Source organism: Janthinobacterium tructae, assembly GCF_006517255.1.
Classification (GTDB): Bacteria; Pseudomonadota; Gammaproteobacteria; order Burkholderiales; family Burkholderiaceae_D; genus Janthinobacterium; species Janthinobacterium tructae.
In genome coordinates, this window is record NZ_CP041185.1 from 3,532,554 (window position 1) to 3,557,995 (window position 25,442).

Sequence of the window (25,442 nt, forward strand, 5' to 3'; positions counted from 1 at the left end):
TTACTGACCGGCATGGCCAAGCTGAGGTAATATCGGCGCCTGCCAGGCCAGTCCGCAGGCGCTGTGCGCCGGGGCAGCGTAAAATACGCCATGGCGAAAGAATAAGAGCTGCATGAAGAAGATGCCATTCCAGACGAGAATCGTTCGCAACATGATTTTCCCATCTGAAATGGCGCATCATTTAACACTATGTTGAACCAGCGGGCAGTAGCACCAGTCATCTGCCCTGCTAATTTTTGAATGAATTGACACCATGACCGAGATCACGTCCTTAAGAGACATCCCGCAAAAAAATATCTTCCGCAAGGGCGACACCTTTGTGCTGTTCGGCGAGCTGTTCGGCCGCGGCTATGTGAATGGCTTGCTGGACGAAGCACGCAAGGCGGGCATGAATATCGTCGGCATGACGGTCGGCCGCCGCGATGAAAACATGGCGCTGCGCCCATTGAACGCGGAAGAGCTGGCCGAAGCCGAAGCCAACCTGGGCGGCCGCATCATCAATGTGCCGCTGATGGCCGGTTTCGACCTCGACGCGCCAGCCGGCGAACCGACGCCGACGGCCCTGCTGGCCGACATGACCCTGAAAAGCTGGCAAGAAGACAAGCTGGACTGGGCGCAGATCGAACGCTGCCGCGAAGCCGGCATCGCCCGCTTCAGCGCTTCCGTGGCGAAAGCCATGGCTGAACTCGATAGCCTGATTCCGGACGGCAGCAATGTGTATTTCGCCCACACCATGGCGGGCGGCATTCCGAAAGTCAAAGTCTTCCTGGCCATCGCCAACCGCATCTACAAAGGCCGCGGCGAACGATTCATGTCCTCGCGTGCCCTGCTCGACAGCGATCTGGGCAAGCTGATCCTGATGAACTTCGACGAAGTCACGGCCAACACCCTGCAGCACCTGATCGACGGCAGCGCCGCCATCCGCGCGCGCATCGAGCAAACAGGCGGCCAGGTGCGCTACAGCGCCTACGGCTACCACGGCACCGAGATCTTGATCGACGGCAAATACCAGTGGCAAACATATAGCAACTACACGCAAGGCCTGGCCAAGATGCGCCTGGAAAACGTGGCCAAGGCCGCGTGGGAAAAAGGCATCAAGGCCACCGTCTTCAACTGCCCGGAAATCCGCACGAATTCGTCCGACATTTTTGTCGGCGTGGAACTGTCGCTGTTCCCCCTGCTTGACGCGCTGAAAAAAGAAGGCGGCGGCGCCTGGGCCGAAGAGCAATGGAAAATCTGCCAGGGCTTGCTGGAAGACGGCGTCTCGCTGCAAGATTTGCTCGACCGTATCGCCACCTACAACGGCGACGCCACCAGCGTGCAGTTCCGCAACTTCGCCGCCTGGCCGATGGACAACACGCCAGAACTGGCCGACGTCATGATCGGTACCTCGGACGACATCACCAAGCTGCACAAGGACCGCAAGGAACTGATCACAGACCACCTGAGCTCGCTGGTTCTGGAAGGCACGGGCCCGCTGATGTTCCACGCCATGTCGGAGCCGCTGGCACCTGTCGTCTGGCTCAACCACGACATCATCGCGCGCCAGCTGAACTCGGTTCACAACTGAGCTTGATGTAGCGTAAGGCAAGCTGCACCACACCGACGGCCCGGCTCATCCCCGGGCCGTCGGCGTTTCTGCGCATGCTTTATGCGCGCACGATCGACACGCCGCCATCGGCCAGCAGCGCCGTGCCGGTGGTGAAGCTCGACGCATCGGACGCCAGGTACAGCGCCGAGCTGGCGATCTCGTCCGGCGTAGCCAGGCGTTTCAAGGCATGCAAGCCCGCCACGAAGGCCTGCGCCTCGGGCGTATTCGCCACTGCCCGTCCCAAGGGCGTATCGGTGCCGCCCGGCAGCAGGGCATTCACGCGGATGCCCGCCGCGCCATACTCGGCCGCCAGGGCCTTCGTCAAGCCGATCACGCCCGCCTTGCTGGCGGCATACGCCGCCATGCCGGCCATGCCCAGCGTATGGCCAACAAACGTGGAGGTGAAGATCAGCGAGCCGCCGCCGCGCGCCACCATCGCAGGCAGCTGGTACTTGGCCGCCAGGAAGGCACTGGTGAGATTGGTATCGACCGCCGCTTGCCAGTCTTCCAGTGCAATCTCCGGCGTGGGCCCCATGGGACCCAGGGTGCCCGCATTATTAAAAGCGATATCGAGGCCGCCAAAGCGTTGCAGCGCCAGCGCCACGGCCCCTTGCGCGCACGCCTCGTCGCCCACATCGCCGGCGCAGGCCACGACCTGCGCGCCGCCGTCCGCCAGCTGCGCCACCAGCGCATCGAGTTCCTTCCGCCGCCGCGCCACCAGCACCAGTTGCGCGCCATGGCGAGCGAACAGGCGCGCCGCCGCACGGCCGATGCCCGAGCTGGCGCCCGTGATGATGGCGACCTTGTTTTCCAGTTGTTGCATGGGGTATCCCTCCAGGTAGTGAAGGGACACGATAGGACGGCTGGCCAGCCGCGGCACTCCGCTTCTTGCGCTGGAATCGGTGTCTTCAACGATTATTAATGCTGGTGTAAAACACACGCCAAGCATAAAACTTGCCAGATTGTGACAAATCAGTGATAATGCGTCTCGCGTTGCCGGGATGGCGGAATAGGTAGACGCACGGGACTCAAAATCCCGCGCTGGAAACAGCGTGCCGGTTCGATTCCGGCTCCCGGCACCACCAGACACATCGAAAAAGTACCGATAAAGCCATTAAATCCAATAAAATCAAGGATTTAGTGGCTTTTTTCTTGTCCGTTCATTCCGAACACCCGCGATTATTCCCGATAGCGCTGCAGCGATGCCGCCATGAACCGCCTGCCGCTGCTGCCCTAGCCGCAGCGGGGAATTGCGGCCGCATCACTGAACAGCGGCCGACGATTCCTTGCCATCATCAGTAGCTCATTTCCAGTCCGGCCACCCTGACAACGAAGAAGGTGACGATCCCCAAGGCCAGGAGCGATAGCATGAAGACTGCGACCACCTTGCCGCTGGCGCGCAGCACCGCGCGGTTCTGCTTCGCCTTATCCTGATCCTTCTTCCCTTGATCGTAATGCCACTTGATGGCGAAGAACATGCCCGTGCCGAGCACGAGAGCCTTGAAGGTAACTAAGACTATGGGGGTCCAATCGATCATTTTGAGTCTTTCCAGTCTATTACTTGACACTATCTATCGTGAGGAGCACTACCTCAAAATGCTGCTTCAGCAGCTTCTGTTCAAACCATCGCCCAGACATCCTGTTTGACTCTTTCATTATATCCACCTATGAAATAACAATGGCATCGGGCGCAGTGATTGGCCGAATGCGGATGAGAGAGGAGAAAACCTCAGCGACTGCCATGCAAGGATGCTGCTGTACGTTCTGAAGCATACTACTTCAAAACAATTTCCATACATTGAGACAAAATGTCCCAGTTGAAAACCATGCAAGATGATCATTTTTGCTATCTGCTTGCCGTGATTGGCCGGGAACAAAGGGCCACGTTTTGTGCAGATTGCGGATGCGTTGCAGGCGGCGCGGAAGACGGCCTGCATGTATGGCTCGATTTGCCGGCGTACTGGCACTCCTCACCGCTTGCGAGTGCAGCCGCTAGCTCCGGCATCGCAGTCACACCATGGCTTCGCGATAGAGCAGGCTTTCAAGCCGGTCGTGAGCGCAGTTTGCCTGCCAGCTTGAGACCTTCATGGAAATTCCGGCTCATTAGGAAAAGTTGTACCAGGCCGGCCGACAGTTCGAGTACCTGAACCACATAAAACAGCGTATCAAACTCGGCAACGGCAGACTTGCTGTAAAGATATAGTGCTGACGGTAGCATCACCAACAGCCCGTTGATCCCGATGAAGCGCATACGCTTCTTCTTTTGTTCCACTAACCGGCCCTTGCGTGTCTTGCCCAGCGCGAAGCCTGAGCTGCCCGTTAGCCCCATCGCGCAAACAAGTATGGCCAAACCATAGACCGCAATGGCATGTTTGACCGCAACGACCGCAGTTTGATCTAGAAACAGCTCAGATACCAAGGTGGATGTCCAGAAAGTGGCGATGGTCAGCATGGCCGTCGTACCAGCGATTGCATGGATAACAGGTTTCACGGTTAGGCTCCTTGTTTGGGAAGTGGTTCATTCAGGCGGGTATAAAGAGTGTTCAGCAGCCGTACCGCACTCTCAAGCTCGGGAAGTTCCAGCCCCTCAGCCAATGCGTTGACCCACGTGGCCTGAAGCGCCATCGCCTTATCAAAAGCTTGCCTTCCTTCCTCTGTCAAAGCATGGAGTGGCGAGCGTGCATGACGTGGATTTTGGTGAATATCGAACAAGCCTTCGTCGAGCATCCGGTTGAGTTGTTTCTGAACACCTTGTCGTGTGATGCCCATCGCCTCAGCAATCTGCGGGGTGGTCAACGGCTTACCGGCGAGCGCGACCGCGCCCAGTATCTGCCAGCGCGCACTAGTGAGTTGGAGTGGGGCAACCAGATGGTCCCCATTTTCCAGGAGACGGGCGTTGACGCGAAATATGGTGATCATGATGTCGCTGAGGACGGCTGCTTCGATTCCGTGATGAGAAGACAAGGCAATTGCTCCTTGGTGGCATTGGTTAGCGGATAAGATGGTAACCAGTTTCCAATATTGACAACTAGCTGTCAATATATTTCTCAGCACGCTCTTCTGGCGTGGACGCCTGCAGGCGGGTCTTCAATGGCTGTCTCATCTGCTTGCGCGGCGCACCGAGTCGTTCAGCGCTGCTGCGGTTTACCTGTCCAGGCAACACGGTGCTTCATCCGGGAGTTCTGGCAATGCGATCGCACACTGATTTGCTGCCGCAGTGTTTATTTATCATGAGATCAGGCGCGAAAGTGAAGAGACGGGAAGAAAGCTACGTCAGCCGTGCAGCACAACGTCCGCTCTGGCGGCGCAAGCGGGCACAGCAGCAGGGAAGCTACCGCCTTCAACTAGCCAAACGGCCGCACGCCAAACAGCACGCCGTGCAGCCAGAACGCCAGCAGCAGCCACAGCGCGCCCCCGGCGCCGATGGCGATCACGGTGCCGGGCATGGTGCCACCCTGGTAGCGGGTGCCGGCCGCGCGGTCGCGCCGCACGGCGGCATACAGATCCACTGACGACCAGGCGAGGAAGCCGCCGAACAGCAGCACGTCGGCCACGCTGCCGTTGGCCAGCAGATGCGCCACGGCCCAGAGTTGCGTGCCCAGCAGCATGGGGTGGTGCACCCAGGTCTTGATGCGGTTGCGCGGTACATTGGCCGCCGCCAATAAAATCAGCGAGAACAGCATCAGCAGGCCGCTGGCGTGGCGCAAGCCCATGGGCGGCGCCCACAGCACCTGTGGCTGCTGGCGCGCCAGGGCGTAGCCCCAGATGATCAGACCCAGCCCGACAAACGCCACGAGCGAATACAGCCCCTTCCAGCGCTTTTCGCCGAGGCGCGCCAGTTGGGCGCTGCGCCAGCCGTCGGCGACGATACGCACCGAGTGCAAGCCCAGGAATAACAGCAAACCGAGTATCAGCACCGTCATCGTCTTCCCTCCCAGTCAATACTAAGTAACCCCCAATAAATTATTGTGATTTCTGACTTCCATAACTGGCGCTCTGCAAGGTGGCCGACGAGGCTTGCCCGCTGCTAGCAGTGCTCGCACTGCTAGCAGCGGGCGCCTTGCATAGCATCCGGTTCTGTTCGTCATAATTTCACAATAATTTCCTGAGGATTACTTAGCTAGCGAGCATAGACGACGCCATGGCCGGCGTCGTCCGCGCAGATCAACGTTCCTCGCGATAGTAGTCGCAGCCCTCGAACGTGGTGCGCAGCGCCTGCTGCAGCTGGGCGTAGCGCTCCGGCGTCAAATTGAAACGCACGTCGATCTGGCCGTCGTCATCCATCTGCATGGCTGCCTCGGCATCCATCTGCACGGACAGGCGGTTCGGATGCAAAATCACGGCGTGCATGTGACCATACCAGGCAAATTCCTGGCCGCAATATTCAATATAGGGTTCGTCCATGCCCATGGCGACGTCCTGCTCGTCATACTCGTCTGCGCGCTGCAGCATCAGGTAGACGGGCGCGCCTTTGCCGGCCGGTGCTGCCAGGGTGGTGATCAGGGCGTCGTCTTCATTCATAACGGACAACTCGGTGGCGGTAAATCCTGCGGACATGGCGTGCTTTCAACAAATAGGGGGATGACGCCACCATAGCGCAAAAGCGGTGCAAACAACATGGCGCGCGGCGAATAAAGCGTGCCGCCTATAATGGTCATTCCATCCATATTGCACAGGAGAGCGCCTTGACCGCAGCATCGCCCTACACCATTCGCCTGGCCATCCCCGCCATCGCCACCTACCAGTTGCTGCGCGTTGCCGCCGGCCTGAGCGCGAAAAGCACGGAGGCGGCGGCCAAGGGCTTGCCCAACTCCCTGTTTGCCGTGCAAGTGCTGCTGGGCGACGAAGTGGTGGGCATGGGCCGCATCATCGGCGATGGCGGCTGCTTCTTCCAGGTGGTCGATATCGCCGTGCTGCCGGCCCACCAGGGCAAAGGCCTGGGCAAGCTGATCATGCGCGAAATCCGCCAGTTCATCGACAGCGACGTGCCGGAAAGCGCATATGTCAGCCTGATCGCCGATGGCCAGGCGCAAGACCTGTACGCGCAATTCGGCTTCAGGCACACGGCGCCCGCCTCCGTCGGCATGGCGCTGAAACGCTAGGCGCCCGATGCCTGCCTGGCTGCTGAGTAGCATGGCGCTGGCGCTGCTGTTGAGCGCCGCCGCCTGGCGCGCCGAGCGCACGCTGCAGCGGCGCGGGCACGCGACGCGCTGGCTGTGGCTGGCGGCCATCGCCGCGTCCGCCATCGTGCCGCTGGCGTGGCTGCCAGGCGTGCTGGCAGCCATGCCGGCGGAACAGGCGCAGCTGAAGCTGGGCTGGTTTGTCTTATCCAGCGGCATGCTGCTGCTATTGGCGCTACGCAGCGTCTGGCTGCTGTCGCACCAGCGCCGCTGGCAGAAAACATCGTTACTGGGCACGCCCGTGTACTTGAGCGGCGGCATCGGCCCTTGCGTGGCGGGGCTGCTGCGACCGCGCATCGTGATGCCCGTCTGGCTGCAACTGATTCCTCCCCGGCAACAGGCGCTGCTGCTGGCGCACGCACAATGCCGGCTGGCCGCACGCGACCCGCAGCTGCTGGCCCTGGCCTACGCCTTGATCGTGCTCATGCCGTGGAACCTGCCCCTGTGGTGGCAGCTGCACCGGCTGCGCTTTGCCATCGAAGTCGATAGCGACGCGCGCATGCTGGCGCAAGGCCACGCGTTGCGCGACTATGCCACGGTGCTGCGTCGGCACGGCCAGTATTACTCGGGCTTGACGGGCGCCGCACCCATCGTGCTGGGCGACCCGCGCGCACTGCGCCGGCGCCGCCATCTGATGGCCAGATTTACCGGGAAGCCGGCGGCGAACTTGCTATAGTAGCGGCAACGCCGCGCGGCGCGCCCGCGTTCCCGGCTCCCCCCTTAGAAATCAGAGAGATACCATGCTTTACCTGCTTGCCATCGTGATCGTCATCGCCCTGCTGTACTACGTCTTCAGCGGCCGCACGCCCGTCAAACCGCTGCACAAGCCGCTCGTTTCGGTACGCCAGTACGTGCCGGCGATTCCCGCAGGCGCACCGGCGCACCACTGGAACGACGAGGGGCGCTTTGCGTCGGAAGTGGAAAACGAAGCGATGTACCAGAGCGCCATCGCCAAACTGGCCGGCGAACACGGTCCCGGCAACGCGGAAGAAAAATGCCTGGCCCTGCTCGTCTGCGACGATGCCAATCCGTTCCAGGACAAGGCCATCGCCGTCTTCATCGATGGCCAGCTGGTCGGCTACCTGTCGCACAACGACGCCCTGCGCCTGCGCCGCAACCTGGGCCGCATGGACCTGGTCGGACAGCTGACCTCGTGCGACGCCGTCATCCGTGGCGGCGGCCTGTGGAACGGCAAGCGCCTGTCGTATGCCGTCTGGCTGGACTTGCAGCCCTACAATTAAGTGAACTCCCGCCACGGCCAGCGTTGTTGCGTCACACAAAGAAGTGCCGACACGATGCTGCCGACGCCGATGCAGACCACTGGGAGGGCAAGGAGTTCAAGACCATTATCGCTGGCTGCACGGCGAGCATATTGATGCATATCAAGCAGATTGGCACTTTCTGGCGATAACCTTGCAGAAGGCCATCGCCTGTCTCTTTTTGACCCATATCAAGTCCAGCAAAAAAAAACCGCCGTCCGGCACGGCAATGCTGGACTTGCCCGTGTTGTCGTTCTAGCCTTGTTGTCATCCTGACTAGCGAATGACACCATGGCTTACAAATCCATCCTCGTCCACGCCGACCTGTCGCGCCATGCGCCGCAGCGCATCGCCATCGCGGCGCGGCTGGCGCACGCGCACCAGGCGCACCTGATCGGCGCGGCGATGACGGGCCTGTCGCGCTTTACCCTGGAAAACAACCGCGGCATGCGCGGCGGCGCCGTCGCGGCGCAGATCAACGCCCTGCACGGGCAGGCGGAACAGGCGCTCGACCAGTTCGAAACGCTGGCGCGCCAGGCCGGCGCCGTCTCGCTCGAACGGCGCCTGATCGAAGACGATGAAGATGGCGGCATGGCCATCAGCGCCCGCTACAGCGACTTGACGGTGCTCAGCCAGCACGACGCCAGCGAAGCGCTGCCCGGCGCCATGAGCGACCTGGTGCCGTACGTGATGCTGAACGCGGCCCGCCCCGTGCTGATCGTGCCGCGCGGCGGCCAGTTTGCGGAAGTCAACAACACCGTGGTGGTGGCCTGGGATGGCAGCATGGAAGCGACGCGCGCCATCGGCCACGCCCTGCCGCTCTTGCGCGCGGCGCGCCTGGTGGTGCTGGCCCTGCTGCACCCGCCGGCCGGCCATGCGCAGCCGGCCCGCCATCCGGGCGCCGACATCGCCGCCTACCTGAGCCGCCATGGCGTGCCCGTGGAAGTGCGTCCCGCCATCGCCACGGGCGACATCGGCGCGGCGCTGCTGGCCATGGCCGCCGAAGTGCGTGCAAACCTGCTGGTAATGGGCGGCTACGGCCACGCCCGCTTCCGCGAAATCCTGCTGGGCGGCGTCACGGAAACCGTGCTGCGCCAGATGACCTTACCGGTGCTGATGGCGCACTGACGTAAAAAAGCCGCGCCACCCTGGCGGATGGCGCGGCTTTTACCGAAGAACAGCTAGCGCTTAGACTTTACGCTGCGCCACCGCGTCTACCACGCACAAGGCCGTCATGTTGACGATGCGGCGCACGGTGGCCGATGGCGTCAGGATGTGCACGGGCTTGGCGCAGCCGAGCAGGATCGGGCCCACGGCGATGCCGTTGCCGGCGGCCGTTTTCACCAGGTTGTAGGCGATGTTGGCCGATTCGATATTCGGCATGACCAGCAGGTTGGCATCGTGCTTCAGAGCCGAGTTTGGCATGATTTTTTGACGCAGCTTGCTGTCGAGGGCCGTATCGCCGTGCATTTCGCCGTCGATTTCCAGGTCCGGCGCGCGTTCCTTGATGATGGCCAGCGCGGCGCGCATCTTTTGCGCCGAGGCGCTGTCGCTGGAACCGAAGTTCGAATGCGACAGCAGGGCCGCGCGCGGCGACAGGCCGAAGCGGGTCATCTCTTCGGCGGCCATGATGGTGATCTCGGCCAACTGCCCGGCATCCGGGTTTTCGTTGACGTGCGTGTCGACCATCACCAGTTGGCGCTCCGGCATGATCAAGACGTTCATGGCCGCGTAGACATTGCTGCCGGCGCGCTTGCCCAGCACCTGGTCGATGTATTTCAGGTGCAGCTGGGTGGTGCCGAAGGTACCGCAGATCATGCCGTCGGCGTCGCCCTTGTGGATCATCATCGAACCGATCAGGGTATGGCGGCGGCGCATTTCCAGCTTCGCGTATTCCTCGGTGACGCCCTTGCGGCTGGTCATCGCGTAATACGTGTTCCAGTAATCGCGATAGCGCTCGTCGAAGTCCGGGTTGATGACGTCGAAATCGACGCCTTGCTTGAGACGCAGGCCAAACTTCTGGATGCGCGCTTCGAGCACGGGTGGACGGCCCACCAGGATAGGACGCGCCAGTTTTTCATCGACGACCACTTGCACGGCACGCAGCACGCGCTCTTCTTCGCCTTCGGCGTAGACGATGCGTTTAAGTTCGACCGGCGTGGATTTGGCCATCAGGAACAGCGGCTTCATGAAAGTGCCGCTGCGGTAGACGAATTGCTGCAGACTGTCCGCGTACGCTTGCAAGTCCTTGATCGGACGCGTGGCGACGCCCGATTCCTCGGCCGCCTTGGCGACGGCCGGGGCGATCTTGATCAGGAGGCGCGGGTCGAACGGCATCGGGATCAGGTATTCAGGACCGAACGACAGGTTGCTGATGCCGTAGGTGGTGGCGACGATGTCCGACTGCTCGGCATGCGCCAGGTCGGCGATCGCGTGCACCACGGCGATCTCCATTTCGCGCGTGATCGTCGTCGCGCCGCAATCGAGGGCGCCACGGAAGATGTACGGAAAGCACAGCACGTTGTTGACCTGGTTCGGATAGTCCGAACGGCCCGTGGCGATGATGGCGTCGCTGCGCACGGCCTTGACTTCTTCCGGCAGGATTTCCGGATTCGGATTGGCCAGCGCCAGGATCAGCGGGTTCGGCGCCATCTTGCGCACCATGTCCTGTTTCAGCACGCCGCCGGCGGACACGCCAAGGAAAATGTCGGCATCGGGGATGACTTCGCCCAGGGTGCGCAGCGGCGTGTCTTGCGCGAAGCGTTCCTTGTCCGGGTCCATCAGTTCCGTGCGGCCCTTGTAGACGACGCCGGCCAGGTCGGTGACGTAGATGTTTTTCAGCGGGAAGCCCAGGTCGACGATCAGGTCCAGGCAGGCCAGCGCTGCGGCGCCCGCACCCGACACGACCAGCTTGCAGTCCTCGATTTTCTTGCCGACGGCTTTCAGGCCGTTCAGGATAGCCGCGCCGACGATGATGGCGGTGCCATGCTGGTCGTCATGGAAGACGGGAATCTTCATGCGGTCGCGCAGCTGGCGCTCGATGTAAAAGCACTCGGGCGCCTTGATGTCTTCCAGGTTCACGCCGCCGAAGGTCGGTTCCAGCGAGGCGATGATGTCGACCAGCTTGTCCGGGTCCATCTCGTTGATTTCGATGTCGAAGACGTCGATGCCGGCGAATTTCTTGAACAGCACGCCCTTGCCTTCCATCACCGGCTTGGCGGCCAGCGGGCCGATATTGCCCAGTCCCAGCACGGCCGTGCCGTTGGTGATGACGGCCACCAGATTGCCGCGCGCCGTATATTTATAGGCATTCGCCGGATCGATGACGATTTCTTCGCACGGTGCCGCCACGCCTGGCGAGTAGGCCAGCGCCAGGTCGCGCTGGTTGGTCAGTTGTTTGGTGGGCGTCACGCTGATTTTGCCGGGGCGCGGGCACTCGTGATATTCGAGTGCGGCCAAGCGCAATTGTTGACGCAATTCTTCTTTTTTATCAGATGACGAATCCATGCTGTGCAGCCTTCCTGTTTGGTCGATCGGGTGTTCCGGATTTTATCAGACCGATTCTTTCAATTAGCTAGGTATTTTCCGCTAGCCACAGTCTGATATCACGAAAACGCATAACCTAGCATTGTAAGGCCGTGCGGCGGCACAAACGTGCTGAGCAGGAAAAACTATCGAATTTTAGATTTCAATTAGTTTTCATGATAGACCGCCGGGGGCGCGCCACAGCGGCAAGGCCTCGACGGCGCGCTCGAGATCGTCCATCTCATCCGCGCCCAAGGTGGTGTCGAACGGTGCGGACAGGATGCTGCGCATCAGCGCCAGGCGCGTCGTGGCTTGCTCCTCGTCGATGAAGCGCGTGGTCTCCGCGCAATACTGCGCGCGGCGCAAGGCGTCGGCGCCGTCATCGTCGCCGTCGGGATAATAATGGCGGCCGATGTGATGCAGCGACTGCAGCAGGAATTCGATCTCGCGCAGGATGCGCAGCGCATCCTCGCCGGACAGCACGATGCGGCGGTTGGCGGGCAACAGGGACGACGGCATGGCCCGCTTATTCGAAATTGTCATCGCTGAGGAATGCATAGCCGTCATCGATCAGCATGTGCAGATAGGCGTCGAAGCTGTCGGCAATGACCTGGTAGTTGTCGGGATCGTGCAGGAAGCGCACCACCTGCCCGACCGTGCCCGACGCCGCGGGCGTGAAATCGACATACAGCCGCGAGGAGCCGCCATTGTTCATGCAATGCGAAAAACACAGGCGCTGGCCCTGCTTGATACCCGCGTCGATGCGGGCGTCGACGATGCCGGGATCTTCTTCCAGGTAATGACCATAGATCTCGGCGATGCTGCGCTGGTTCGCCTGTCCATCCTTGAGGATGCGTTCGACCGAACTCAGGTAATACGGATATTCGAACACGTCCGAACCCAGCATGTACACCAGCACCCTGCCGCCCGCATAGTCCTGATAATAGGTGCCGTTATACTGGCCCAGCAGGCGCAGCAGGCTGTCCGGGCACAGCGGATAAGCCTGGCGCAAGCTGTCCAGTTGCGCCGCGCTGGCGCCGCTGGCCAGCGCCAGCTCCGCCAGCGGCTCCGGCGGCATTGCCTGGCGCAATCCTTCTAAATAGTGGTCGACGAGGTTCATCGCCGAAATATATCAGCTGGCCGGATACGCCATGCGCACGCTAGCGCGACTGGGCCAGCCGCGCCCCCGGCGCGAAGCGCACGGCGATCAGCAACAGCAGCACCACGCCGCCCGCCATCACCATCCATGCCTGGGCCAGGCTGGACGAGTGCTGGCGGATCAGGCCGGCAATGAAGGGCATGCTGCTGGCGATGATGTAGCCGCCGCCCTGCACAAAGCCCAGCAGGGCGCCGGCGCCGGCCGGGTCCGCCACATGGTCCATGCTGACGATCAGCGACAACGGGAAAAGGGAACCGATGCCGCAGCCCAGCAGGATCACGGCGGGCAGCGCCAGGTGCGCCGGCGCCACGATCAGGCAGGCCAGGCCACCCAGCACGGACAACAAAACGGCCAGCAGCAGGATGCGGCGGTCGGGGAAGCGGTGGATGATGCTGGAAATCAGCAGTCCCGCCAGCACTTCCACCAGAGTCAGGGCACCGAGCAGCAAGCCGCTGTCGGCCGCGCTCCAGCCCAGTTCCGTGTAAAACGGCGGCAGCCAGGCCAGCACCAGCGTGTAGGCGCCCGTGCCGATACCGAAAAACACCATCAGCAGCCAGGCACGGCCACTGCCCACGGGCAGACTGGCGCCCGCCCCGCTGGCCATGTCCACGCGCGTAGCGGCAGCGCGGCGCCACAGCAGGGCGGCGGCCACGGCAGGCAGCGCCCACAAGGCCAGCAGCGCGTTCCAGCCCCAGCTTTGCGCCAGCGGCGAAGCGGACGCGGCGGCAATGGCCGCGCCGCCCATGATGCCGGTCGTATAAAACCCCATCAACTGGCCCGCCCGCGCGGGGAAATGGCGCTTGATGAAGGCTGGCAGCAAGGCTTGCACCAGTGCGATGCCCAGGCCGCCCAGGGCTGCCGTGGCGATCAGGCCGCCGCTGCCATGCAAGGGCCAGCGCAGCGCGCAGGCGGCAGCGATGATGGCGATGCCCAGCGAGATGCCACGCGCCACGCCCAGGCGGCGCTGCAGCTGCGCGCCCGCCAGCGCGCACACGCCCATGGCGAACACGGGCACGGTGGTCAGCAAGCCCGCGTCGGCATTGCTGATGCCCGTGCTGGCCTGGATGCTGTCGAGCAAGGGGCCGATGGCGGCCAGGATGGGCCGCAAGTTCAAGCCCAGCAGGATGATGGCGGCCACCAGCAGGGCCGAGGAAGCGGAAGAAGAAGGGGAAGCGGCAGGTCGTGCGGAAGGCATGGGATAGTCCTTGCCTCGCTGGGAGGCACATGGTTTAATGCGTCATCAACTATGACTCGATGAAAAGTATCTTAACATAAAGATAGAAATCTATCTTGAGGTCGAGATAAATGCATACCCCATGACAACTACCCCGCAAGAACACACGCGCGCGCAATTTGCCGCAGCACAATGGCAGCGCGAATTGCCGCAGATGGATACGCATGCCATGCAACTGGTGGGCCAGCTGGGCACGGTGGCGCAGCTGATGGCGCGCGACTGGCTTAACCCGCTGTTTGCCGAACATGGCTTGCAACCGGGCGAATTCGACGTGCTGGCGACCTTGCGCCGCTCGGGCGCGCCCTATGCGCTGACGCCGACGGCCTTGTACGAGGCGGCCATGCTGTCCTCGGGCGGCATGACCAACCGCATCGACCGGCTGGAAGCGGCAGGCCTGATCGAACGCCAGAAGCACCCGACAGACCGGCGCGGCGTGCTGGTGGCCCTGACGCCGAAGGGATTGGCACTGATTGACAAGCTGGTGCTGCTGCACGTGGAGAACGAACGCGCCATGCTGTCGGCGCTGAGCGCGGACGAGCAGCGCCAGCTCGACGAATTGCTGGCCAAGCTGCTGCAGGGCATGGCGCAGGCGAAGAAGGGCTAAGTAACCCCCAATAAATTATTGTGATTTCTGACTTCCATAACCAGCGCTCTGCGGCGTTGCCCGCTGCTAGCAGTGCTCGCACTGCGTCGCAGTGGGCGCCTTGCATAGCATCCGGTTCTGTTCGTCATAAATTCACAATAATTTCCTGAGGATTACTTAGGCGAGCAGCTGCGCCAGCTCGCGCAGCGCCGCATTGCCGCGCCGTGCCAGGCGCTGCAGTTCGGCAGGGTCGCGGCTGTCGTACAGGGCCTGGACATGGCCCACGCTGGCCGCGTGCAAGTCGATATCGCTGTCGCGGTCCGCCAGCTGGGCGTCGGCCACGTGCCCCTCGACCAGGGTCAGATAGTAATGGCGCGGCTTGCCGCGCAAGTTGGCGGCAAACTGCAGCACCAGGCCGCTGTCGAACAGCAGGGCGCCGCTGCGTCCTCCCTGTTCCAGCAGCACGCGAAACGCCGGCAAGGGCTGCCGCGCCGCGCGCAGGAAACCGGCAAGGTGCACCTGATAACCGAGGTCCAGACCATTCGCGCCCAGCTGACCGCGCTGCAGATACGCCTTGAACGACGCCTGCACCTGCCGCTTGCCCCTGCGGAACAGGCGCTCGTCCTCGTACAGGCACAGCTGGCCGCCGTCGCTGATGGCATCGAAACCCCACGCCACCAGTTCCTGCGCCTCGAAGGAGGCCAGGCCGACGGCTTGCGGGTCGCGCAGCCAGCCATGGTCGAGCCAGGATTGCAGCAGGTCGTGAATATCGGGAATGGGCATGGCAGATTGCTCGGCAGTGGAAAAGACCCGTATTGTAGGCCAGCCTATAATAGCCGGGCCACACCATCACTCAACGCACAGACTACGCCATGGCCCCACACGACGCGCTTTCCGAATTCGACCTGATCAAACACTATTTCGTGCGCCAGCGCCCCGGCCGCGCCACCCTGGGCATCGGCGACGATTGCGCGCTGATGACGCCAAGTGCCGGCAAGCAGATCGCCATCTCCTCGGACATGCTGGTCGAGGACCGGCATTTCTTTGCCGGCGCCGACGCCCGCATGCTCGGTCATAAAAGCCTGGCCGTAAACCTGTCCGACCTGGCCGCCATGGGCGCGCGCCCCGTGGCATTTACTTTGGCGCTGGCGCTGCCGCAAGCCGAGCGCAGTTGGCTGGCCGGCTTTGCCGAAGGCCTGTTTGCGCTGGCCGACGCGTTTCATTGCGAACTGATCGGCGGCGACACTACCAAGGGGCCTTTGAATATCTGCATCACCGTATTCGGCGAACTGGCGCCGGGCCAGGCCCTGCGCCGCAGCGCTGCCGTGGCGGGCGACGATATCTGGGTCAGCGGCACGCTGGGCGACGCGCGCCTGGCGCTGGCCGGCTACCGCGGGGAACAGGAACTGGCGCCAGCCGAACTGCTGACGGCCGCCGCGCGCATGCACACGCCCACGCCACGCGTGTCGCTCGGTTGCGCCCTGGCCGAGCAAGGCCTGGCGCATGCGGCCATCGACATTTCGGATGGCCTGGTGGGAGACCTCGGTCACATCCTGAAAGCGTCGCGAATGGGCGCCACCCTCGACGTCGACGCCCTGCCGGCCGGCCCCGTGCTGGCGCAGCAGGAAACCAGCCTGCGCCGCCGCTACACGGCCGCCGGCGGCGACGATTATGAGCTGTGCTTCACGGCGCCCACCTCGGCGCGCGAGGCCATCGCCGCGCTGGCGGCCAGCTGCGGCACACCCGTCACGCGCGTGGGTCGCATCGAGGCCCAATCAGGCTTGCGGCTGGTCGATGCGGCCGGCTTGCCGCTGGATCTGGCCTTGAGTTCTTTCGACCACTTCAGCGAATAAACAAGCGCTAGCGCGCCGCCGCCCGCGCCAGCCCCGGCTGGTTCACCATCCAGTAGTGCTGGAAGGCCAGGCGGATGTTGTCGCGCAGCTGGGTGTCGTCCCACGGCTTCGTATAAAAACGGTAGATGGCGCCCCGGTTGATCGAGTCGAGCACCGCTTCGAGGCCCGTGTAGCCGGACAGGATGATGCGGATGGTTTCCGGGTACAGCTCTTTGACTTTGCTGAGGAATTCCGTGCCGCTCATGCTGGGCATGCGCTGGTCGCAGACGATCACGTGCACGCGGTGCAGGGCCAGCATTTCAAACCCTTCGGCCGGCGTGCTGGCCGTGAGGATCTGGTAGCCCTCGGGGCGGAACAGGCGGTGCAGCGAGGACAGCACGTTGACGTCGTCGTCGACGATGAGCAGGGTTTGCGCCGGCTGGGCAGCGGGATCGTGACCGGGCGGCAGGCCGGCGCCGGCGGCGATCATCTGCCCCAGTTCCAGCGCCGGCAGGGCGCGGCTGAAATAAAAGCCCTGGATCTCGTCGCAGCGGTTACGCCGCAGGTATTCGAGCTGCGGGCGCGACTCCACGCCCTCGGCCACCACGCTCAGTTTCAGACTGTGCGCCATGCTGACGATGGCCAGCGCGATGGCCGCGTCGTTCGGGTTGCTGGTAATGTTGCGCACGAAGGCGATGTCGATTTTCAGCTTGTCGATGGGGAAACGCTGCAAATACGCGAGGCTCGAGTAACCGGTGCCGAAATCGTCGATGGCCACCTTGACGCCGATTTTCTTCAATTTGCCCAGCACGACGATGGTGCGCTCGGCGTTCGACATCAGCGCCGTTTCCGTCAGCTCCAGTTCCAGCAGTTCCGGCGCCACGCCGTACTGCGCCAGCGCGCGCGTCACTTCGCCTTCCAGGTCGCCTTCGGCAAACTGGCGGCTCGACACATTCACGGCCACGTGCACGGGCCCCACCTCGCTGTCGCGCCACTCGGCGATCTGGCGGCAGGCGGCCTGGATCACCCAGGTGCCCACGCGCACGATCAGGCCCGTGTCTTCCAGCACCGGCACGAATTCGGCCGGCGCCACCAGGCCGTAGCCGGGACGGCGCCAGCGCAGCAGCGCTTCCACGCCGCTGATGCGGCCCGTGCGCAAGTCCACCTTCGGCTGGTAGTAGAGGATGAACTGCTCGTGTTCGAGCGCATGGCGCAACGCCAGTTCCAGGTCCAGGCGCGCCAGCACCTGCACATTCATGCCGGCCGTGAAAAAGCGGTAGCCGTCGCGCCCCGCCTGCTTGGCGCCGCCCATGGCCGTATTCGCGTATTTGATCAGCGTTTCCGGGTCGGTGGCGTCGTCCGGATACATGGCGATGCCGATGCTGGCCGTCAGGGTGGCCGCGTGGCCGCGCAAGTCGAACGGCGCGCGCAAGGCTTCGCGCACCTGGTTCGCTACCGCCACGGCTTCCTGCTGGTTGCGGCTCATGGTCAATATGAGCGCGAATTCGTCGTTGCCCAGGCGCCCCACCGTGTCGCGCAGGCGCACGCATTCGACCAGGCGGTTGCTGAACTGGCGCAGCAGCTCGTCGCCCAGCGCCGCGCCCAGGGTATCGTTGATGCTTTTGAAGCGGTCGAGCGCGATGAACAGCACCACGATGCGCCAGCTTTTCTCTTGCGCCAGTTCGACGGCCTGGGCCAGCGTCTGGTAGAACAGGCTGCGGTTCGGCAGCCCCGTCAAGCCATCGTAATGGGCCAGGTGCTTCAGGCGCTCCTGCGCCTGGCGCCGCTCGCTGATGTCGCGCGCCACGGCGATCAGCAGCAGGCCACCCGTGACCGCAGCGCCCGGATAGCCGCCCGCCACGGGCGCCTGCGCATACCAGTGCCAGCCCAGTTCCACAGGCACCGGGCTCAGGTCGCGCCGCAGCAGTTCGCATTCCGTCACTTCCGTGGCCAGGTGGGCCGCGCCGCCCGGCAGCGCGGCCAGAGGCGGGGCCGGCGGCGACGGCAGCAGGGTGCCGGGCGCCAGCGCCAGCAGTTCGGCGCGCGCATAGCCGAGCAGGCGGCATGCGCCGTCGTTGACGTCGACCAGGGTCATGCCCAGCACGTCGACGAGGAAGATGGCGTCGGTGGCGGCGTCCATGGCGCCGCGAAAGCGCTGCAGTTCGGCCGTGCGCTGGCCCACCGTGCGTTCGAGCAAGGTGTTGTAGTGACGCGCGGCGCGGTGCAGCAACCGCACTTCGAGCATGTTGCGGATGCGCGTGAGCACTTCGAGCGCGTCGAAGGGCTTGCTGATGAAATCGCGCGCGCCCGCTTCCAGCGCCGCCATCTTGGCGTCCGGGTCGGCGGCGATCACCAGCACGGGCAGGTAGCCTTCCAGTTCCAGCGGACGCAAGGCATCCATAACCTCGTAGCCGCTCATGCCGGGCATCACCAGGTCGAGGATGATCAGGTCAAACTGGTGGCGCTGGTGCAGGCCGGCCACGGCGCGCGCGTCGAGGGTGCTGCTGATGGCCGAGTAGCCGCCGCTGCCCAGCAAGTGCTCGAGCAGGCGCAAATTGACGTCCTGGTCGTCGACGATGAGAATTTTCGCTGCATAGATATCGGCCTGGCTGATCATGGCGCGCCTGCTCCCTTTTGCCGGCGCTGCTGCGCCACATAGGCCAGCGTGCTGTTGATCGCCTCGGTAAATTCATCGAGGTTGATCGGCTTGGTCAGATAGCGATAAAAGCCCAGCGCCATGCTGCGCTCGACGTCGCCCGGCATGGCGTTGGCCGTCAGGGCGATGACGGGGATGTGCGCCGTGCGCGGATCGGCGCGCAGCAGTTTCAGCGCGTCCGTGCCGTTCACATGCGGCAGGTTGATATCCATCAAGATCAGCTGCGGCAAATGCGTGCGCGCCATCTCCACGCCCAGGCGGCCATCCGTGGCCGTCAGCAGCTGCAATTGCGGGCAGTAGCGCACGATTTCCTCGACCAGGGTCAGGTTGGCGGGATTGTCTTCCACATATAGCAAGGTCACGGGGGCGCTGTTATCGAGCAGCGCGCCGGCCAGGTCCGGCCGCGGCAAGGACGGAGCGGCGGGAATGGGCACGGCGTCGACCACGCGCAGCTCGATCCAGAAAATGCTGCCCTCGCCGGGCGCGCTGGAGACGCCGATGTTGCCATCCATCAATTCCACCAGGCGCTTGGTGACCACCAGGCCGATGCCGCTGCCTTCTTCCGTGCCGCCCTCCTGCCCCAGCCGGTTGAAGGGCTGAAACAGCAGCGCCAGCTGTTCGGCATCGAGCCCCACGCCCGTGTCGCGCACGCTGATGCGCACGCGTCCGCCCGCGTGCGGCGCGCACTCGATGGCCACCTGCCCCTGCTCGCGGTTGTACTTGAGCGCATTCGACAGCAGGTTCAACAGAATTTGCTTGAGGCGCGTGCGGTCGGCCAGCACATTGAGGGGGCAGGCATCGGGGAAGGCCATGCCGATGCCGCGCTGGCTGGCGAGCGGCGCGATCATGTCGCGGCATTCCTGCAAGATGGCGTCCAGGCCCACCGGTTCCAGTGACAGGCTGACCGTGCCCGACTCCACCTTTGCCAGGTCGAGGATTTCATTGATCAAGGTCAACAAATGGCGCCCCGATTTGAGGATATGGCCGGCGAATTCCTTCTTTTGCTCCAGGGTCGACGGCAGGCGGTCGGAACTGAGGATTTGCGCGAAGCCCAGGATGGCGTTCAGCGGCGTGCGCAATTCATGGCTCATCGACGACAGGAAGGCCGACTTGGCATAGTTGGCGCTGCGCGCCTCTTCCATCGCCATGGCCAGTTCGCCATTCGTCATTTCCAGCTGCATCGTGCGCTCGTGCACGCGCACTTCCAGTTCCTGGTTCAGGCGCATGACTTCCTGCTGCGCCTCGGTGCGCTGCTCGCCTTCGCGCGCCAGTTCGCCGTTCGAGCGTTCCAGCGCGTGCGTGCGCAGCTCGATCTCGGCCAGCATCTTGTTGAAGGAATCGACCAGCTGCGCCACTTCGTCGTCGCTGAGCTTGCGCGCGCGGCGCGAGTAGTCGCCCGTCTCGATCACTTCGCGCGCCACATCGGCGATATCGAGGATGGGCTGCGTGATGACGAAATCGAGGCGGCGCAGCAGCAGCAAGGCCACCAGCAGCGCCAGCACCGTCACGCCCAGCGCGATGGCCAGATAATCGGCCGTGCGGCCGGCCAGCTCATAATCGGCGCGCAGATACACGGTGCCCAGCAGCTCGCCATTGTCGACGATGGGCTTGAACAATTCCACCGAGCTGCCGGCGATGCTGACACCTTCCTTGCCCACCTTCGCCGGCAGCGCGCCCACGCGCTCATTTGCGCGGTAGCTGGCAAACAGGCTGCCATCGGCCTTGTACAGGGCGCCGGCCGTCACGCGCGGGCGGATGCGCATCAGGTTGAGGTTTTCCAGCGCCAGGCGTTCGTCGTCGAAGGCCAGCGCGGCCGAACTCATGTGCCCCAGCAGCTCGGCCTGGGTACTGATATCGGCCACCAGGTTGCGGTGATAGGCGCGCAAGTCGTAGACGACGATGGTGCCCAGCGAAATGACGAGCGCCACCAGGGTGGTCAGCAAGACCACCGACATCAGCTTGTGGCGGATGGAACGCAGTCGCAGCATGGTCAGGCGCCCCCCGTCTGCACGCGATAGGCGGCCAGCAGCATGCGCGCGCTGATGCGGATATGCGCCTGCGCCACGGGTTTCAGGGCCACGTCGAAGCGCACCTTGTCTTCGGCCATCACAAAATTGATCATGCTGCCCATCGCGTAGACCTCATCCGAATCGGACACCGTCAACAACGCCAGGCCACGGCTGGCGGCCAGCATTTCCTGCAGCGCCGTTTTTTCCAGTGCGCCCAGGTACAGCACGTGCAGCCCGGCCAGCGCTTCGCCGCGGCGCACTTTTTTTACTTGCACGGCGCGGCCGTTGACGCTGTGCCCTGCCACGCTCTGTTCGAGCTGCTCGGCCAGCGCATCGGCGCCCGCCACGCCGATCACCAGCGGGGAGTCGGGCCGGACAAAACTGCCGTCGGGCCACTCGACATAACCGGCAAACTTGTACAGATACCCTGCCTTGACCTGGCGTTCCAGCTCGCCCGGCACCTGCGCCCGCGCCTCGGCACACAGCACGCCCAGGAGCAGCAATAGCCAGCCCAAGCGCAGGGAGCGGCGGCCGGCGCCGCGCACGGGGCGGCGCAGGGGGCCAGGATGACGCCACCAGGACCAGTTCAGAATTGCCATGACTACCGAGTAAAGAGAATGCATACGAAGGCGCGGCACCATGCCGCTTGCCGGTTCGGGCGATGCGCACCAGGGTGGCGCAGCGACAGAGCGCCTGCCGGCCCAAAGTGGTAGCAAATGTATAAAAGAGTGTACGCATTTTCGCTGTTACCGGGGAAAGTTTCTTTTACCGTTGAGCATGCTACAGTCTCGCCACCCTTACCACCGCATGCAGGAGTCCTCCATGAGCAACGCACTCGCCCCCCTCTCCACCGCCGTCGGCCTGGCCTTGCAGGCGAAGGGCCTGCTGCTGGCCACGGCCGAATCATGCACGGGCGGCGGCGTGGCCCAGGCCGTCACCGACATCAGCGGGTCGAGCGCCTGGTTCGAACGGGGCTTCGTCACCTATTCCAACGGGGCCAAAAGCAGCATGCTGGGCGTGCCCGCCGAGCTGATCGCCGCACACGGCGCCGTCAGCGAGGAAGTGGCCGCCGCCATGGCGCAGGGAACGCTGGCGCACAGCGAGGCCCAGGTGGCCGTCTCGACCACCGGCATCGCCGGCCCCACGGGCGGCGTGCCCGGCAAGCCCGTCGGCACCGTCTGCTTCGGCTGGGCCATGGACGGTCGCGTGCAGACGCAGCGGCTGGTGTTTGCGGGCGACCGGCAAGCCGTGCGCGAGCAGGCCGTGGCGCACGCCCTGCGGGAACTGCTGCGCTTTATCCAGTAGCGTCGGCGATGCAGGCGCGGTCGCGGCCCGCCTGCTTGGCCGCATACAGGGCGCTGTCGGCGCGCAGCAGCAAGTCGTGGCGGCCGGCGCCGTGGCGCGGGTATTCGGCGATGCCGGCCGAAAAGGTGCAGCCGGTCAAGCTGTGTGGCGCCTGCCGGATCAGCAACTGGCGATAGCGCGCGGCGATATCGTCGATCTTGTGCGCGGCGATGACACTGTCGGCTTCGCGCAACAGCAAGCAGAATTCCTCGCCGCCATAGCGGCACACCATGTCGCTGCCGCGCAGCTGGCTCTCCACCAGGCGCGCGAACTGGATCAGCACTTCATCGCCAAAGTTGTGCCCGTAGGTGTCGTTGACGCGCTTGAAGAAATCCAGGTCGATGATGGCAATGGCCACGGGCGCATCCGCATCGGCCGCGTGCAGGATGGCATTGAGGCAGGTTTCAAAATGGCGGCGGTTGTACAGGCCCGTCAGGTGGTCGCGCATGGCCTGTTCCTTCAGGCTGTCCTGCAGCGAATTGACGTGCAGGATCTGGTGCGCCAGTTCGCGGTTCAGGTGCTCGAGCTTGACGTTTTCCGTCTCGCGCGCCGCCTGCAGCTCCAGCGCCTTGTCGCGCTCGGCTTTCAGGCTGTGCATTTCTTTTTCCAGGTTGCGCATCAGGCTGCGCGAGGCGCGCGCCGACTTGCTGCTGGCCTCGTAGGCGGCCTGGTATTGCTGCAGGAAGCCGTACGCCGCCTGCCATTCGCCCAGCTGGGCATTGATCTCGGCCAATCCCCGCAAAATCTGCTGCTGGTGAAACGGATTGCGCGTCCAGCTCAGCAGGCTGTGCGCCTGTGCCAGCGAGGCCAGCGCCTGCGCCGTCTGGCCCGCGTGCAGGTCCAGCTTGCCGCGCACCAGCCACGCATGCATCTGCTCTTCCAGGTCCTGGCCGCGGCGCGCATACTCTTCGGCGCGCAGCAGCAGTTGCAGCGCGCTGGCAGGCTGCCGCAGCAAGATGGCGGCGTGCGCGGCAACGCAGAATAAAAAGGCGCGGACGGCCAGGTCTTCTTCCGGCCACTCGTAAAACGGTTCCACCAGCGCCAGCGCCTCGGCCGGCTTGCCCGTAGCCAATAAACACATGGCCAGGTTGGCCGAGACGATGGTTTGCTGGTATTTGAGCTTTTGCGTGCCGATGATCTCGAGCGCCTCGACCAGCAGGGGGATGGCGTCTTCATCGTTGCCCAGGTCATGCTGCGACGACGCCAGGTTCGACAGGCTGTTGACCCGGTGCGCGGGGCTGCCGAAACGTTCGGCGATGTCCAGCGCCAGCAAAAAATTGCGCGGGCCGTCTTGCGTATCGCCACGGTTCAGGGCATCGACGCCCAGGCGCGCATACAGCATGAACTTGTGCAGCGAGTCGGGTATCTGCGCGGCCTGGCTGCGCGCTTGCAGGAAATGCTGCTCGGCATCGGCAAAGTCGCCGCGCCGGCTCGCATACGCGCCCTGCAGGGCAGCCACTTCCATGCCCCCTTCCAGGTCGCCGCTGTGCTGGAAATACACGCGCAGGCGCTCGCACGACGGTTCGGCCTCGCCAGCGTAATACGCCAGCCAGCAATGATTCAGTTCCGCATACGCGCCGCCGCGCGCATACTGTTGTCGTTGCGCCGCCGCCAGCGCCATCTGCGTCAGCCGGCGCGCCTGGCGGCGGTTGCCGACCAGGCAAGACAGGGCTTGCTGATTCAAACGGTCAATGTCGGCTTTATCGAGACTGGAGATCGGCACTGCGTCCTCGTTCACACTCTGGGGGTGGATTTTTCACACAAAACTTGCTCTATATCAATGGTATCCTGATTAACATCATAACCAGATTCGCTGTCCCGCATGGCATATTCGCAAACGATTGTGGTAAAAATGCCAGTCGTGGCCTGGCCAGGCGCCCGCGCCGCTGTCACGAATCTTTGATTGTCACTGACGCAACAACTTGGAGTAGTCGCAATGCAAAACACGGTACATTTCATCCTGCAGGGCAAGGGCGGCATCGGCAAGACCCTGGTATCGACCCTGCTGGCCCAATGGATAGGCGGCAAGGACGACACGCCCTTGCGCTGCTATGACACCGATCAGGAAAACGCCACGTTCTCGCGCTACAAGGCGATGCAGGTCAAGCACGTGCCCGTGATGACGGATGCGCGCAACATCGACCCGAAACGCTTTGACGCGCTGATGATCGACATCCTCGAAACAGACGGCAACTGCGTGATCGACAATGGCGCGAATACCTTTTCGCCGCTGATGGGCTATCTGCTGGAAAACGATTGTTTCTCGCTGCTGGAAGAATCGGGCCGCAAGGTGTACATCCACACCATCGTCGGCGGCGGCGACACCTTGCACGATACGGCCACGGGTTTTGTCGCCACGGCGCAAGCGACGAAAGTGCCGCTGGTACTGTGGCAAAACGAACACTTCGGCCTGCTGCAATCGGCGTCCGGCAAGCAGTTTATCGAATCGCAGTCGTATGCCGACAACCGCGCGCGCGTCAAGGGCAGCATCACCTTGAGCCAGCGCAATCCCGACACCTTTGGCGCGGATGTCAAGAAAATGAATACGGCACGCCTGACGATGCAGGAAGTGATGCAGAACGACAAGTTCAACATCATGGAAAAACAGCGCATCAAGGTTGTCTACCGCGACATCTTCGAACAACTCGACAAGGTGCAATGGTAGATGGACCAGCACAAACTGCGCAGCCATGTGTTCGACAAGACGGGCATCAAGATCGACGTCGATGACCCGATATTCGCCCTGGTGGCGCTGAACGAAGCGGTGCTGGCGGAAACCGTCGAGCGCCAGCTGGCCCTGCTGGACGCCGCCACGCAGGCGCTGGCGGCGCAAGCGCGCGCGGCGGGCGGCTTGCCTGAGCTGCCGCCCGCGTCCTTGGCCAGCCTGGCCAGCCCTGCCGATAATGCGGCGGCGCCAGCCGCCGGCTTTACGCCGCGCGAATGGCGTTTGCTGGGCGCGGCCGCCATCGTCTCCGTCGCCTGCGCGCTGCTGGTGCTGGGCGGCGCGGCCCTGCTTTATAAACTGTAGCACCGAGCGTAGCACTGTCGCGCTGCGCCAGCCACGAGCGAA

The 25,442-nt window shown here is 63.5% G+C and carries 26 protein-coding genes and 1 tRNA gene; 11 read left to right on the forward strand and 16 right to left on the reverse strand.

All coding sequences use genetic code 11. The annotated features are described in order from the left end of the window. Positions 1 to 153 (reverse strand): hypothetical protein, encoded by a 153-nt coding sequence (locus FJQ89_RS28075; RefSeq protein ID WP_165829550.1) that lies wholly within the window; start codon positions 151 to 153, stop codon positions 1 to 3. 100 nt (positions 154 to 253) lie between these two features. On the opposite strand from FJQ89_RS28075, the gene FJQ89_RS15445 reads away from it, so the two are divergent. Beyond that, a complete protein-coding gene (locus FJQ89_RS15445) occupies positions 254 to 1,570 on the forward strand; it encodes an enoyl ACP reductase FabMG family protein (RefSeq protein WP_141170819.1) in 1,317 nt (438 codons plus the stop codon). 79 nt (positions 1,571 to 1,649) lie between these two features. Here FJQ89_RS15445 and FJQ89_RS15450 read toward each other — a convergent pair whose 3' ends face one another. After that, positions 1,650 to 2,414, reverse strand: a complete 765-nt coding sequence (locus FJQ89_RS15450) for an SDR family oxidoreductase (protein WP_141170820.1) — start codon at positions 2,412 to 2,414, stop codon at positions 1,650 to 1,652. A 172-nt stretch (positions 2,415 to 2,586) separates the two neighbouring features. Here FJQ89_RS15450 and FJQ89_RS15455 point away from each other — a divergent pair. Next, positions 2,587 to 2,673: transfer RNA gene (locus FJQ89_RS15455), tRNA-Leu, on the forward strand. A gap of 213 nt (positions 2,674 to 2,886) precedes the next feature. Here FJQ89_RS15455 and FJQ89_RS15460 read toward each other — a convergent pair. The 5 genes from FJQ89_RS15460 to FJQ89_RS15485 all read right to left on the reverse strand — a co-directional run bounded on the left by FJQ89_RS15460 (position 2,887) and on the right by FJQ89_RS15485 (position 6,148). Continuing rightward, complete coding sequence (locus tag FJQ89_RS15460) at positions 2,887 to 3,129, reverse strand: hypothetical protein (RefSeq protein WP_099762029.1); 243 nt, start codon at positions 3,127 to 3,129, stop codon at positions 2,887 to 2,889. A 503-nt stretch (positions 3,130 to 3,632) separates the two neighbouring features. Beyond that, positions 3,633 to 4,082, reverse strand: a complete 450-nt coding sequence (locus FJQ89_RS15470) for a hypothetical protein (RefSeq protein ID WP_243136067.1) — start codon at positions 4,080 to 4,082, stop codon at positions 3,633 to 3,635. A 2-nt stretch (positions 4,083 to 4,084) separates the two neighbouring features. Next, positions 4,085 to 4,555 carry a MarR family winged helix-turn-helix transcriptional regulator gene (locus tag FJQ89_RS15475; RefSeq protein ID WP_205704500.1) on the reverse strand — a complete coding sequence of 157 codons (471 nt, stop codon included), beginning with the start codon at positions 4,553 to 4,555 and terminating at the stop codon, positions 4,085 to 4,087. 380 nt (positions 4,556 to 4,935) lie between these two features. Then, entirely contained in the window at positions 4,936 to 5,514 is a 579-nt protein-coding gene (locus FJQ89_RS15480) for an NnrU family protein (RefSeq protein WP_141170822.1), read from the reverse strand. A 241-nt stretch (positions 5,515 to 5,755) separates the two neighbouring features. Beyond that, a complete protein-coding gene (locus FJQ89_RS15485) occupies positions 5,756 to 6,148 on the reverse strand; it encodes an Imm10 family immunity protein (protein ID WP_141170823.1) in 393 nt (130 codons plus the stop codon). 128 nt (positions 6,149 to 6,276) lie between these two features. Here FJQ89_RS15485 and FJQ89_RS15490 point away from each other — a divergent pair, with 128 nt between their 5' ends. From FJQ89_RS15490 to FJQ89_RS15505, 4 genes are all read left to right on the forward strand, one after another. Beyond that, the gene (locus tag FJQ89_RS15490; protein ID WP_168208462.1) at positions 6,277 to 6,693 is read left to right on the forward strand and encodes a GNAT family N-acetyltransferase; all 417 of its coding nucleotides are present in this window, start codon (positions 6,277 to 6,279) and stop codon (positions 6,691 to 6,693) included. Positions 6,694 to 6,700: 7 nt separating this feature from the next. Continuing rightward, positions 6,701 to 7,447, forward strand: coding sequence for a M56 family metallopeptidase (locus FJQ89_RS15495; protein WP_141170824.1), 747 nt, complete (start codon positions 6,701 to 6,703; stop codon positions 7,445 to 7,447). Between the two features lie 64 nt (positions 7,448 to 7,511). Next, positions 7,512 to 8,012 (forward strand): hypothetical protein, encoded by a 501-nt coding sequence (locus FJQ89_RS15500; protein WP_141170825.1) that lies wholly within the window; start codon positions 7,512 to 7,514, stop codon positions 8,010 to 8,012. A gap of 309 nt (positions 8,013 to 8,321) precedes the next feature. Continuing rightward, positions 8,322 to 9,158, forward strand: coding sequence for a universal stress protein (locus tag FJQ89_RS15505; protein ID WP_141170826.1), 837 nt, complete (start codon positions 8,322 to 8,324; stop codon positions 9,156 to 9,158). Between the two features lie 60 nt (positions 9,159 to 9,218). Here the strand turns inward: FJQ89_RS15505 and FJQ89_RS15510 are convergent, their stop codons facing one another. The 4 genes from FJQ89_RS15510 to FJQ89_RS15525 all read right to left on the reverse strand — a co-directional run bounded on the left by FJQ89_RS15510 (position 9,219) and on the right by FJQ89_RS15525 (position 13,909). Next, positions 9,219 to 11,537, reverse strand: coding sequence for an NADP-dependent malic enzyme (locus tag FJQ89_RS15510; protein WP_141170827.1), 2,319 nt, complete (start codon positions 11,535 to 11,537; stop codon positions 9,219 to 9,221). Between the two features lie 192 nt (positions 11,538 to 11,729). Continuing rightward, on the reverse strand, positions 11,730 to 12,098 hold the full coding sequence (locus tag FJQ89_RS15515; protein ID WP_205704679.1) for a hypothetical protein: 369 nt from the start codon (positions 12,096 to 12,098) through the stop codon (positions 11,730 to 11,732). Further along, positions 12,082 to 12,675: an SMI1/KNR4 family protein gene (locus tag FJQ89_RS15520; protein WP_141170828.1), complete on the reverse strand. Its 594-nt coding sequence runs from the start codon at positions 12,673 to 12,675 to the stop codon at positions 12,082 to 12,084. The genes FJQ89_RS15515 and FJQ89_RS15520 overlap by 17 nt, the downstream gene beginning before the upstream one ends. Before the next feature lie 40 nt (positions 12,676 to 12,715). Continuing rightward, entirely contained in the window at positions 12,716 to 13,909 is a 1,194-nt protein-coding gene (locus tag FJQ89_RS15525) for an MFS transporter (protein WP_141170829.1), read from the reverse strand. A gap of 121 nt (positions 13,910 to 14,030) precedes the next feature. Between FJQ89_RS15525 and FJQ89_RS15530 the strand changes: the two genes are divergently transcribed. Further along, positions 14,031 to 14,552, forward strand: coding sequence for a MarR family winged helix-turn-helix transcriptional regulator (locus FJQ89_RS15530; protein WP_141170830.1), 522 nt, complete (start codon positions 14,031 to 14,033; stop codon positions 14,550 to 14,552). A 156-nt stretch (positions 14,553 to 14,708) separates the two neighbouring features. Here FJQ89_RS15530 and FJQ89_RS15535 read toward each other — a convergent pair whose 3' ends face one another. Beyond that, on the reverse strand, positions 14,709 to 15,314 hold the full coding sequence (locus FJQ89_RS15535; RefSeq protein WP_141170831.1) for a hypothetical protein: 606 nt from the start codon (positions 15,312 to 15,314) through the stop codon (positions 14,709 to 14,711). Positions 15,315 to 15,403: 89 nt separating this feature from the next. On the opposite strand from FJQ89_RS15535, the gene thiL reads away from it, so the two are divergent. Beyond that, positions 15,404 to 16,384 (forward strand): thiamine-phosphate kinase, encoded by a 981-nt coding sequence (thiL, locus tag FJQ89_RS15540; protein ID WP_141170832.1) that lies wholly within the window; start codon positions 15,404 to 15,406, stop codon positions 16,382 to 16,384. Positions 16,385 to 16,391: 7 nt separating this feature from the next. Here the strand turns inward: thiL and FJQ89_RS15545 are convergent, their stop codons facing one another. Genes FJQ89_RS15545 through FJQ89_RS15555 form a run of 3 tightly spaced genes read right to left on the reverse strand, consistent with a single transcriptional unit; the run spans position 16,392 to position 21,627 of the window. Continuing rightward, complete coding sequence (locus tag FJQ89_RS15545; protein ID WP_141170833.1) at positions 16,392 to 18,980, reverse strand: EAL domain-containing protein; 2,589 nt, start codon at positions 18,978 to 18,980, stop codon at positions 16,392 to 16,394. Next, the gene (locus FJQ89_RS15550; protein WP_141170834.1) at positions 18,977 to 21,007 is read right to left on the reverse strand and encodes a sensor histidine kinase, YfiR-like protein-associated; all 2,031 of its coding nucleotides are present in this window, start codon (positions 21,005 to 21,007) and stop codon (positions 18,977 to 18,979) included. Before FJQ89_RS15550 ends, FJQ89_RS15545 begins: the two co-directional genes overlap by 4 nt. A 2-nt stretch (positions 21,008 to 21,009) precedes the next feature. Next, a complete protein-coding gene (locus FJQ89_RS15555) occupies positions 21,010 to 21,627 on the reverse strand; it encodes a TOL_0243 family YfiR-like periplasmic protein (RefSeq protein WP_168208463.1) in 618 nt (205 codons plus the stop codon). 223 nt (positions 21,628 to 21,850) lie between these two features. Between FJQ89_RS15555 and FJQ89_RS15560 the strand changes: the two genes are divergently transcribed. Continuing rightward, a complete protein-coding gene (locus FJQ89_RS15560; protein ID WP_141170836.1) occupies positions 21,851 to 22,333 on the forward strand; it encodes a CinA family protein in 483 nt (160 codons plus the stop codon). Here FJQ89_RS15560 and FJQ89_RS15565 read toward each other — a convergent pair. Further along, the gene (locus FJQ89_RS15565; RefSeq protein ID WP_243136068.1) at positions 22,323 to 24,095 is read right to left on the reverse strand and encodes a GGDEF domain-containing protein; all 1,773 of its coding nucleotides are present in this window, start codon (positions 24,093 to 24,095) and stop codon (positions 22,323 to 22,325) included. The two genes, FJQ89_RS15560 and FJQ89_RS15565, sit on opposite strands and share 11 nt — an antisense overlap. 213 nt (positions 24,096 to 24,308) lie before the next feature. On the opposite strand from FJQ89_RS15565, the gene FJQ89_RS15570 reads away from it, so the two are divergent. Together FJQ89_RS15570 and FJQ89_RS15575 are read left to right on the forward strand one after the other, a co-directional pair. Continuing rightward, positions 24,309 to 25,037 (forward strand): P-loop NTPase family protein, encoded by a 729-nt coding sequence (locus tag FJQ89_RS15570; RefSeq protein WP_100874591.1) that lies wholly within the window; start codon positions 24,309 to 24,311, stop codon positions 25,035 to 25,037. Then, positions 25,038 to 25,400: a hypothetical protein gene (locus FJQ89_RS15575; protein WP_180287855.1), complete on the forward strand. Its 363-nt coding sequence runs from the start codon at positions 25,038 to 25,040 to the stop codon at positions 25,398 to 25,400. It begins immediately after the preceding gene. Positions 25,401 to 25,442 lie beyond the last annotated feature (42 nt).

Bases quoted from the DNA above. Each gene is read 5' to 3' on its own strand.
- FJQ89_RS28075 (WP_165829550.1), bottom strand. From the start codon at position 153: ATGTTGCGAACGATTCTCGTCTGGAATGGCATCTTCTTCATGCAGCTC.
- FJQ89_RS15445 (WP_141170819.1), top strand. From the start codon at position 254: ATGACCGAGATCACGTCCTTAAGAGACATCCCGCAAAAAAATATCTTC.
- FJQ89_RS15450 (WP_141170820.1), bottom strand. From the start codon at position 2,414: ATGCAACAACTGGAAAACAAGGTCGCCATCATCACGGGCGCCAGCTCG.
- FJQ89_RS15460 (WP_099762029.1), bottom strand. From the start codon at position 3,129: ATGATCGATTGGACCCCCATAGTCTTAGTTACCTTCAAGGCTCTCGTG.
- FJQ89_RS15480 (WP_141170822.1), bottom strand. From the start codon at position 5,514: ATGACGGTGCTGATACTCGGTTTGCTGTTATTCCTGGGCTTGCACTCG.
- FJQ89_RS15485 (WP_141170823.1), bottom strand. From the start codon at position 6,148: ATGTCCGCAGGATTTACCGCCACCGAGTTGTCCGTTATGAATGAAGAC.
- FJQ89_RS15495 (WP_141170824.1), top strand. From the start codon at position 6,701: ATGCCTGCCTGGCTGCTGAGTAGCATGGCGCTGGCGCTGCTGTTGAGC.
- FJQ89_RS15500 (WP_141170825.1), top strand. From the start codon at position 7,512: ATGCTTTACCTGCTTGCCATCGTGATCGTCATCGCCCTGCTGTACTAC.
- FJQ89_RS15505 (WP_141170826.1), top strand. From the start codon at position 8,322: ATGGCTTACAAATCCATCCTCGTCCACGCCGACCTGTCGCGCCATGCG.
- FJQ89_RS15510 (WP_141170827.1), bottom strand. From the start codon at position 11,537: ATGGATTCGTCATCTGATAAAAAAGAAGAATTGCGTCAACAATTGCGC.
- FJQ89_RS15515 (WP_205704679.1), bottom strand. From the start codon at position 12,098: ATGACAATTTCGAATAAGCGGGCCATGCCGTCGTCCCTGTTGCCCGCC.
- FJQ89_RS15520 (WP_141170828.1), bottom strand. From the start codon at position 12,675: ATGAACCTCGTCGACCACTATTTAGAAGGATTGCGCCAGGCAATGCCG.
- FJQ89_RS15525 (WP_141170829.1), bottom strand. From the start codon at position 13,909: ATGCCTTCCGCACGACCTGCCGCTTCCCCTTCTTCTTCCGCTTCCTCG.
- FJQ89_RS15530 (WP_141170830.1), top strand. From the start codon at position 14,031: ATGACAACTACCCCGCAAGAACACACGCGCGCGCAATTTGCCGCAGCA.
- FJQ89_RS15535 (WP_141170831.1), bottom strand. From the start codon at position 15,314: ATGCCCATTCCCGATATTCACGACCTGCTGCAATCCTGGCTCGACCAT.
- thiL (WP_141170832.1), top strand. From the start codon at position 15,404: ATGGCCCCACACGACGCGCTTTCCGAATTCGACCTGATCAAACACTAT.
- FJQ89_RS15545 (WP_141170833.1), bottom strand. From the start codon at position 18,980: ATGATCAGCCAGGCCGATATCTATGCAGCGAAAATTCTCATCGTCGAC.
- FJQ89_RS15550 (WP_141170834.1), bottom strand. From the start codon at position 21,007: ATGCTGCGACTGCGTTCCATCCGCCACAAGCTGATGTCGGTGGTCTTG.
- FJQ89_RS15555 (WP_168208463.1), bottom strand. From the start codon at position 21,627: ATGGCAATTCTGAACTGGTCCTGGTGGCGTCATCCTGGCCCCCTGCGC.
- FJQ89_RS15560 (WP_141170836.1), top strand. From the start codon at position 21,851: ATGAGCAACGCACTCGCCCCCCTCTCCACCGCCGTCGGCCTGGCCTTG.
- FJQ89_RS15570 (WP_100874591.1), top strand. From the start codon at position 24,309: ATGCAAAACACGGTACATTTCATCCTGCAGGGCAAGGGCGGCATCGGC.
- FJQ89_RS15575 (WP_180287855.1), top strand. From the start codon at position 25,038: ATGGACCAGCACAAACTGCGCAGCCATGTGTTCGACAAGACGGGCATC.